The organism is Mesorhizobium sp. M7A.F.Ca.ET.027.03.2.1, from assembly GCF_003999175.1.
Classification (GTDB): domain Bacteria; phylum Pseudomonadota; class Alphaproteobacteria; order Rhizobiales; family Rhizobiaceae; genus Mesorhizobium.
The window spans coordinates 1-6,781 of record NZ_RZOM01000230.1; the positions used below are offsets into that span (position 1 = coordinate 1).

General features: G+C 63.4%; 6 protein-coding genes and 1 pseudogene. All 7 read right to left on the reverse strand.

Annotated elements, in window-relative coordinates; genetic code table 11:
• Positions 1-276: pseudogene (locus EN750_RS12600) on the reverse strand (GMC family oxidoreductase); the annotation flags it as partial.
• Between the two features lie 88 nt (positions 277-364).
• Entirely contained in the window at positions 365-1,480 is a 1,116-nt protein-coding gene (locus EN750_RS12610) for an ABC transporter ATP-binding protein (protein WP_027037612.1), read from the reverse strand.
• 4 nt (positions 1,481-1,484) lie between these two features.
• Positions 1,485-2,429 (reverse strand): carbohydrate ABC transporter permease, encoded by a 945-nt coding sequence (locus EN750_RS12615; protein ID WP_023810088.1) that lies wholly within the window; start codon positions 2,427-2,429, stop codon positions 1,485-1,487.
• Complete coding sequence (locus EN750_RS12620; RefSeq protein WP_024502750.1) at positions 2,426-3,382, reverse strand: sugar ABC transporter permease; 957 nt, start codon at positions 3,380-3,382, stop codon at positions 2,426-2,428. The genes EN750_RS12615 and EN750_RS12620 overlap by 4 nt, the downstream gene beginning before the upstream one ends.
• A gap of 104 nt (positions 3,383-3,486) precedes the next feature.
• Positions 3,487-4,740 carry an ABC transporter substrate-binding protein gene (locus tag EN750_RS12625; RefSeq protein ID WP_032900903.1) on the reverse strand — a complete coding sequence of 418 codons (1,254 nt, stop codon included), beginning with the start codon at positions 4,738-4,740 and terminating at the stop codon, positions 3,487-3,489.
• A 57-nt stretch (positions 4,741-4,797) separates the two neighbouring features.
• Complete coding sequence (locus EN750_RS12630; protein ID WP_127396617.1) at positions 4,798-6,309, reverse strand: aldehyde dehydrogenase family protein; 1,512 nt, start codon at positions 6,307-6,309, stop codon at positions 4,798-4,800.
• A gap of 10 nt (positions 6,310-6,319) precedes the next feature.
• Positions 6,320-6,781 (reverse strand): enoyl-CoA hydratase/isomerase family protein (locus EN750_RS12635; RefSeq protein ID WP_145967607.1); only part of this gene is annotated, 462 nt, incomplete at its 5' end.

The window sequence follows — 6,781 nt, forward strand, 5'->3', positions numbered from 1 at the left end:
GTAGCGGATCAGCACCGCGCCATAGAACTTCGAATTGCCGCCGACATAGTAATAATTGCCGGGATTGAAGGCGGCGCCGCCGGCCTCACGCCACATCTCCTTCGGCCTGTAATGGCCGTCGACGAAGATCGAGCGCGTGTCGCGCGCGTGCGGCGTCGCCGGCAACGGCTCGCCGCGCTCCAGCATCAGGATCGAGGCGCCGCTGCCGGCAAGGCCGGAAGCGATCGTGGCGCCGCCAATGCCGGAGCCGATGATGACGATGTCCGGATTTGTCATGGCCTAAATCGCGTCCCGACGCGCTTTAGTTTTTTGTTTTGATGCATGTCGTTGCCCCAAAACCGGATCCACTTTTGGGCGACATACATTAGCGAATACGGGTCTCGGTCGCCGGATCGAAGAACACCGCCTTGGTCAAGTTGAAGGCAAGCGGCGTGTTGGTACCCGGCTGGATGTTGGCGTCGGCGCGCAGCCGCGCCACCACGCCCTTGCCGCCGAGATTGGTGACGGCGAAAGTGTCCGAGCCGGCCGGTTCGACGACCTCGATGTGACAGTCGGCGGTGGCGATGTGCGAGGCGTTGCGCTCGGCACCTTCCGGATCGGTCAGGGCTTCGGGGCGGACACCGAAGATGATCGGCTTGCCCTGGAATGCCGACAGGCCGGCCGGTGCATTGGCCATCGGCAGCGAGATCGGCTCTCGCGCTTCGCGCTGCAGCACGACGGACAGCGCGTTGCCTGACGTGCCGATCGTCGCCGGGATCAGGTTCATCGCAGGCGAGCCCATGAAGTCGGCGACGAAGAGGTTGGTCGGGTTGTTGTAGATTTCGGCCGGGGTGCCGAACTGCTGCACCTCGCCATCGCGCATGACCGCGATCTTGGTCGCCAGCGTCATCGCCTCGATCTGGTCGTGGGTAACGTAGACGATGGTGGTGCCAGTGGTGGCATGCAGGCGCTTGATCTCGATGCGCATGTCGACGCGCAGCTTGGCATCGAGGTTGGACAGCGGCTCGTCGAACAGGAACAGTTTGGGATCGCGCACCAGCGCCCGGCCCATGGCGACGCGCTGGCGCTGGCCGCCGGATAGTTGGCTCGGCTTGCGCTGCAAGAGGTGGCCGATCTGCAGCACCTTGGCCACCTTGTCGATCGCCTTCTGGCGCTCCGCCGCCGGCACGCCGCGCATCTCCATGCCGAAGGAGATGTTTCCGGCCACCGTCATGTTGGGGTAGAGCGCGTAGCTCTGGAAAACCATGGCGATGTCGCGCTTGGAGGGGTGCAGATCGTTGATGGTGCGGCCGTCGACACGGATTTCGCCCGAGGTGATCGTCTCCAGGCCGGCGATGGTGTTGAGCAAGGTCGACTTGCCGCAGCCGGAAGGGCCGACCAGCACCAGGAAGCCGCCTTTCTCGAGCTCGACATCGATCCCCTTCAGGATCTCGACCTGGCCGAAGCGCTTCCTCAAACCATCAATTTCCAGAAAAGCCATCGGATTATCCTTTGACGGCGCCCGCCATCAGACCGCGCACGAAATAGCGGCCGGCGAGCACATAGACGAGAAGGGTGGGCAGTGCCGCGATCATCGCGGCGGCCATGTTGACGTTGTATTCGACGACGCCGGTCGACGTGTTGACGACGTTGTTGAGCGCCACCGTCATAGGCATCGCGTCGCCGGTGCCGGCGTAAGCCGAGGCGAACAGGAAGTCGTTCCAGATGTTGGTGAACTGGTAGATCACCGTGACGACGAAGATCGGCATCGAGTTCGGCAGCATGATGCGGCGGAAGATCTGGAAGAAGGACGCGCCGTCGACCTGTGCCGCTTTGACCAGTTCGGTGGGGAACGCCTCGTAGTAGTTGCGGAAGAACAGCGTGGTGAAGCCGATGCCGTAGACGACGTGGACGAAGACGAGGTTGACCGTCGGGTTGCCGAGGCCAAAGCTGGTTCCCGTTGCATTCTGCAGCGTGACGCCGAAGCGGCCAAGGCTGCCGAGGATGGTCGCCATCGGCAGCAGCACCGACTGGAACGGAATGAAGCAGGCGAACAGCATCAGCCCGAACACCAGCGTTGCCCCGCGGAAACGCCATTTGGTCAGCACGTAGCCATTCAGCGCTCCGAGCATCGTCGAGATCAGCACGGCCGGGACCACCATCTTGATGGAGTTCCAGAAATAGCCCTTGATGCCGGCGCAGGTGAGGCCGACGCAGGTCTCGCCCCAGGCCTTCAGCCAGGGATCGAAGGTCGGTGCCCTGGGCAGCGCCAGCATGTTGCCGTTCTGGATCTCGTCCATGGTCTTGAACGAGGTCACCAGCATGACGAACAGCGGCATCAGATAAAATAGCGCAAACAGCGCCAGCAGCCCGTAGATGACGATGCGGTTGATAACCTTGACGTTGACGCCGCCAGAGGCCTGGCGGGCGGGAGTGGTGACGGCGCTCATCGCGGCTTCTCTCGCAGTTCCGAATAGAGATAGGGCACGATGATTGCGACGATGGTCATCAGCATGATCACCGCACTGGCCGAGCCGACGGCCATTTCGTTGCGCTTGAACGTGTACTCATACATGAAGTTGGAGGGCAGCCAGGCCGAGCCGCCGGGGCCGCCGCTGGTCAGCGCAACGACCAGATCGTAGGACTTGATGGCGAGGTGCGCGAGTACGATGAAAGCCGACAGGAAGATCGGCCGCAGCAGCGGGATGACGATGCGGCGGTAGAGCTGGAAGGTGGTGGCGCCGTCGATCTGCGCCGCCTTCATGATCTCGCCGTCGATGCCGCGCAGGCCGGCCAGGAACATCGCCATGATGAAGCCGGAGGCCTGCCAGACGCCGGCAATGACCACCGTGTAGATGACGAAATCCTTGTTCTTGATCCAGTCGAAATGGAAGCTCGTCCAGCCCCATTGATGCAAGGTCTGCTCGAGGCCGAGGCCGGGATCGAGGAACCATTTCCAGGCGACGCCGGTGACGATGAAGGACAGCGCCATCGGGTAGAGATAGATCGGCCTCAGCACGCCTTCGCCGCGGATCTTCTGGTCGAGCAGGATGGCCAGGAACAGGCCGAGCGCCAGGCAGATTGCGATGTAGAGGAAACCGAAAATACCCATATTGGTGATCGACGTGTACCAACTCGAGGGCGGGTCTGTGTCGAAGGTCCAGCCCCACAGCCGCTGATAGGCGCGCGAGCCGGTCAGGACATAGGATGGAAAGGTCTTGGAGTTGGTGAAGGACAGATAGATCGTCCACAGGATGAAGCCGTAGACGAAGACGATGGTGATGGCGAAGCTCGGCGCCAGCACGATCTTCGGCAATGCGTCCTGCAGGCGTGAGCGCACCGAGGCGCGTGGCCGCGCATGCTCCGGCGTCAGCTTGATCTGGCTTGTCGCTACCGTGCTCATGGGGCTTCCTCCCGTCGACTCGCGGCCAACCAGCTTCGCGGATCTAAGTTCGCGGATCTGGGCCTTCCCCGCCGGAGCGGGGAAGGCGTTTTGGCGCGTGGCGCTTACTTGGCGTCGTCGATCGCCTTGACCAGCTCGGTCACGGCTTCGTCCGAGGTCTTGATCTGACCATGGACGAATTTGGAGACGACATCCTTGTAGGCATTGGCGACCGCCGGAGGCGCGCCATAGCCCTGGGCCAGCGAGCCGAACAGCGTGCCGCCTTCGTTGGCTGCCTTCAGGTCGGCGATGCCCTTCTTGCCGCAAGCGTCGAAGTCGGTGTCCGGAACGTCGGTACGGGCCGGGACCGAACCCTTGACGACGTTGAAGGCCGACTGGAAGCTCTTCGACAGGGTGGCGGTGGCCAGCGCAACCTGGGCGGCCTTGCGGTCGTCCGGAACGTTGAACATGCCGAACATGTCGGAGTTGTAGATCACCGAGCCGTCGGTGCCCGGGAAGCGATAGCACAGGAAGTCGGTGCCCGGCGTTTTCTTGGCGGCGTTGAACTCGCCCTTGGCCCAGTCGCCCATGACCTGCACCAGGGCGTCGCCCTTGATGACCATGGCGGTGGCAAGGTTCCAGTCGCGGCCGGAGAAGTTGGGGTCGACATAGGTGACGAGCTTGGCCAAATTGTCGAACGACTTCTTCATCGTGTCGGACTTCAGGGATGCGTCATCGAGGTCGTTGAAGGCCTTCTTGTAGAACTCAGGTCCGCCGGTCGACAGCACGACCGAGTCGAACATGGTGGCTTCCTGCCAGTTCTGGCCGCCGAGAGCGAGCGGGATCACCCCTGCCGCCTTGGCCTTGTCGAGCAGGGCAACGAAGTCGTCGAAGGTCTTCGGCTCGGTGCCGCCGATCTTGTCCAGGACGGCCTTGTTGATCCACAGCCAGTTGACCGAGTGAACGTTGACCGGCGCCGCGACCCACTTGCCGTCATAGACCGAAAACTTCTGCAGGGCTGCCGGAACGGACTTGTCCCAGCCTTCCTTCTTCGCCGTTTCGGTCAGGTCGCCCATGACGCCGGCAGCGGCGTAGTCGAGCACGGTATAGCCGAGCATCTGCGAGGCGGTCGGATAATTGCCGGCCGCGACCATCGCCTTCAGCGCGGTCATGGCGGCATCGCCGCCGCCGCCGGCCACCGGCACGTCCTTCCAGGCATAGCCTTCCTTGGCCAGGTCGCCCTTAAGGACGTTGAGAGCAGCCGCTTCGCCGCCCGACGTCCACCAATGCAGCATCTGCACTTCCTTGACGTCCTCGGCGTGGGCCGCGAAAGCCAGGCCGGATGCGAGAGCGGTTCCGATAAGCAGTTTGCGCAACATGTACTACCTCCCTTGTTGCATTACACGACCGGTGAAGCCCACCGGGTTCTTCTCAACTCAGCCGACCCACCACCCGGTGCGCAGGCCGCGATGAAACTGGATTGTCTTTTCCTCGGTATAGTCCTCGACGGCGCGTTTGCCGAGTTCGCGTCCGAGACCGGACTGCTTGTAGCCTCCGAACGGCAGCTCGGGATAACCTTCCATGAATGTGTTCACCCAAACGGTTCCCGAACGCACTCCACGCGCCACCGACATGCAAGTGTCGATGCTGGCGCTCCACACGCCCGCCGACAAACCATAGGGCGTGTTGTTGGCGATGTGCAACGCCTTTTCAATCGATTCAAAAGTCAGCACCGAGAGCACCGGACCGAACACTTCCTCGCGCGCTATGGCCATCTCCTCGGTAACGCCGCGGATGATGGTGGGATCGAGGTATTGGCCGACATTGGAGGCCAATTGCTTGCCTCCGCTGTAAACCTGGCTGCCGTCGCCTTCAGCGGCAGAAACATAGCCCGCCACCTTCTTCAGATGGTCGGACGAGATCATCGCGCCGACCTTGGTTTGGTCATCGAGCGGATCGCCGACCGTGACCCTGGCGGTAAGCGCCTTGACGGTGCTGAGAAAATCGTCGGCGATCGCCTCGTGAACGATCAGCCGGCTCCCGGCATTGCAGCACTCGCCGGCATTGAAGAAGCCGCCGAACACCGCCGCATCGGCGGCCGCTTCGAGGTCGGCGTCCGGGAAGACGATCTGGCCGTTCTTGCCGCCGAGCTCCATCGAGACTTTCTTCAGCGACTGCGCGGCGGACGCCATCGTCATCTTGCCAACGCGGGTGGAGCCGGTGAACGAGACCATCTCGACCAGCGGGTGGCTGACCATCGGCGCACCGACATCGGCGCCAAGCCCGGCCAGGATATTGACGACGCCGGCGGGCAGGCCGGCCTGCATCAGGATATCGCCGAGCACGAAGGTCGAGGCCGAGGTCATTTCGCTAGGCTTGACCACCGCCGTGCAGCCGGCGGCGAGCGCGAAGGGCAGTTTCTGGCTGACGATCAGGAACGGGAAATTCCATGGGGTGATGATCGAGACGACGCCGATCGGCTCGCGCAGGACGACGCCCAGCATGGCATCGCCGAGATTGGCGTAGGATTCACCATGCAGCGTGCGGGCAAGCGAGGCGGCATAGCGCCAAATGTCGACGGCGCCGCCGATCTCGCCGCGCGCCTGGGCGATCGGCTTGCCCGATTCCAGTGCATCGAGCCGGGCGATCTCTTCCAGCCGCGCCTCGATCAAGTCGGCCGCCTTGAGCAGGATCGCGGCACGCTCGGCCGCCTTCATCCGGGGCCATGGACCGGTCTCGAACGCCTTGTGGGCGGCCTGCACAGCGGCTTCCACTTCGGCCACGCCGGCCTGTGCGTAGTGCGAGACGGTGAAGCCGTGGCCGGGACTATTTCGAGCAATCGTGCGGCCGTCGCGGGCATCGACATGCTTGCCGTCGATCAGCAGTCTGTACGCTTTCGGCGCCGCGGACGCCTCGGCCGGCATGGCGATCTTGAGTGGGGCGTTCATCTGTTTTCCTCTAGGATCTCGAAAAGGCCGGCTTCTGCTTGGCCTTGAAGGCGTCGACGCCGGCCTTGAGATCTCCGGTCAGGGCGATGAAGCCGCTGGCCAGCGCTTCGGTGGCGGCGGCACTTTCCTCGCCTTCGGCGACCGCGATCATCAGCTTGGCGGCTTCGGTCGCCAGCGGGCCGCGCTCGGCGATCTTTTCCGCCCACGCCCTTGTTTCGTCGTATGCCTTGCCAGTCGCGACCACCCGGTCGACGATGCCCAGAGCGAGTGCCTCGGGGGCGAGAAAGATCTCGCCGCCGAGCGCCATGCGGCGCACCGTCTGCGCGCCGAAGCGGCGCACGGCGCGCTGCGTGCCCGACCAGCCGGGTACGACACCGATCGAGGTTTCGGGGAAGCCCAGTTTCACCTGTGTTTCCGCCACGCGAAAATCACAAGCCACAGCCAGCTCCAGCCCGCCGCCCAGTGCATGGCC

Excerpts from the sequence above, each read along its gene's own strand:
- EN750_RS12610 (WP_027037612.1), bottom strand. The coding sequence starts at position 1,480 with ATGGCTTTTCTGGAAATTGATGGTTTGAGGAAGCGCTTCGGCCAGGTC.
- EN750_RS12615 (WP_023810088.1), bottom strand. The coding sequence starts at position 2,429 with ATGAGCGCCGTCACCACTCCCGCCCGCCAGGCCTCTGGCGGCGTCAAC.
- EN750_RS12620 (WP_024502750.1), bottom strand. The coding sequence starts at position 3,382 with ATGAGCACGGTAGCGACAAGCCAGATCAAGCTGACGCCGGAGCATGCG.
- EN750_RS12625 (WP_032900903.1), bottom strand. The coding sequence starts at position 4,740 with ATGTTGCGCAAACTGCTTATCGGAACCGCTCTCGCATCCGGCCTGGCT.
- EN750_RS12630 (WP_127396617.1), bottom strand. The coding sequence starts at position 6,309 with ATGAACGCCCCACTCAAGATCGCCATGCCGGCCGAGGCGTCCGCGGCG.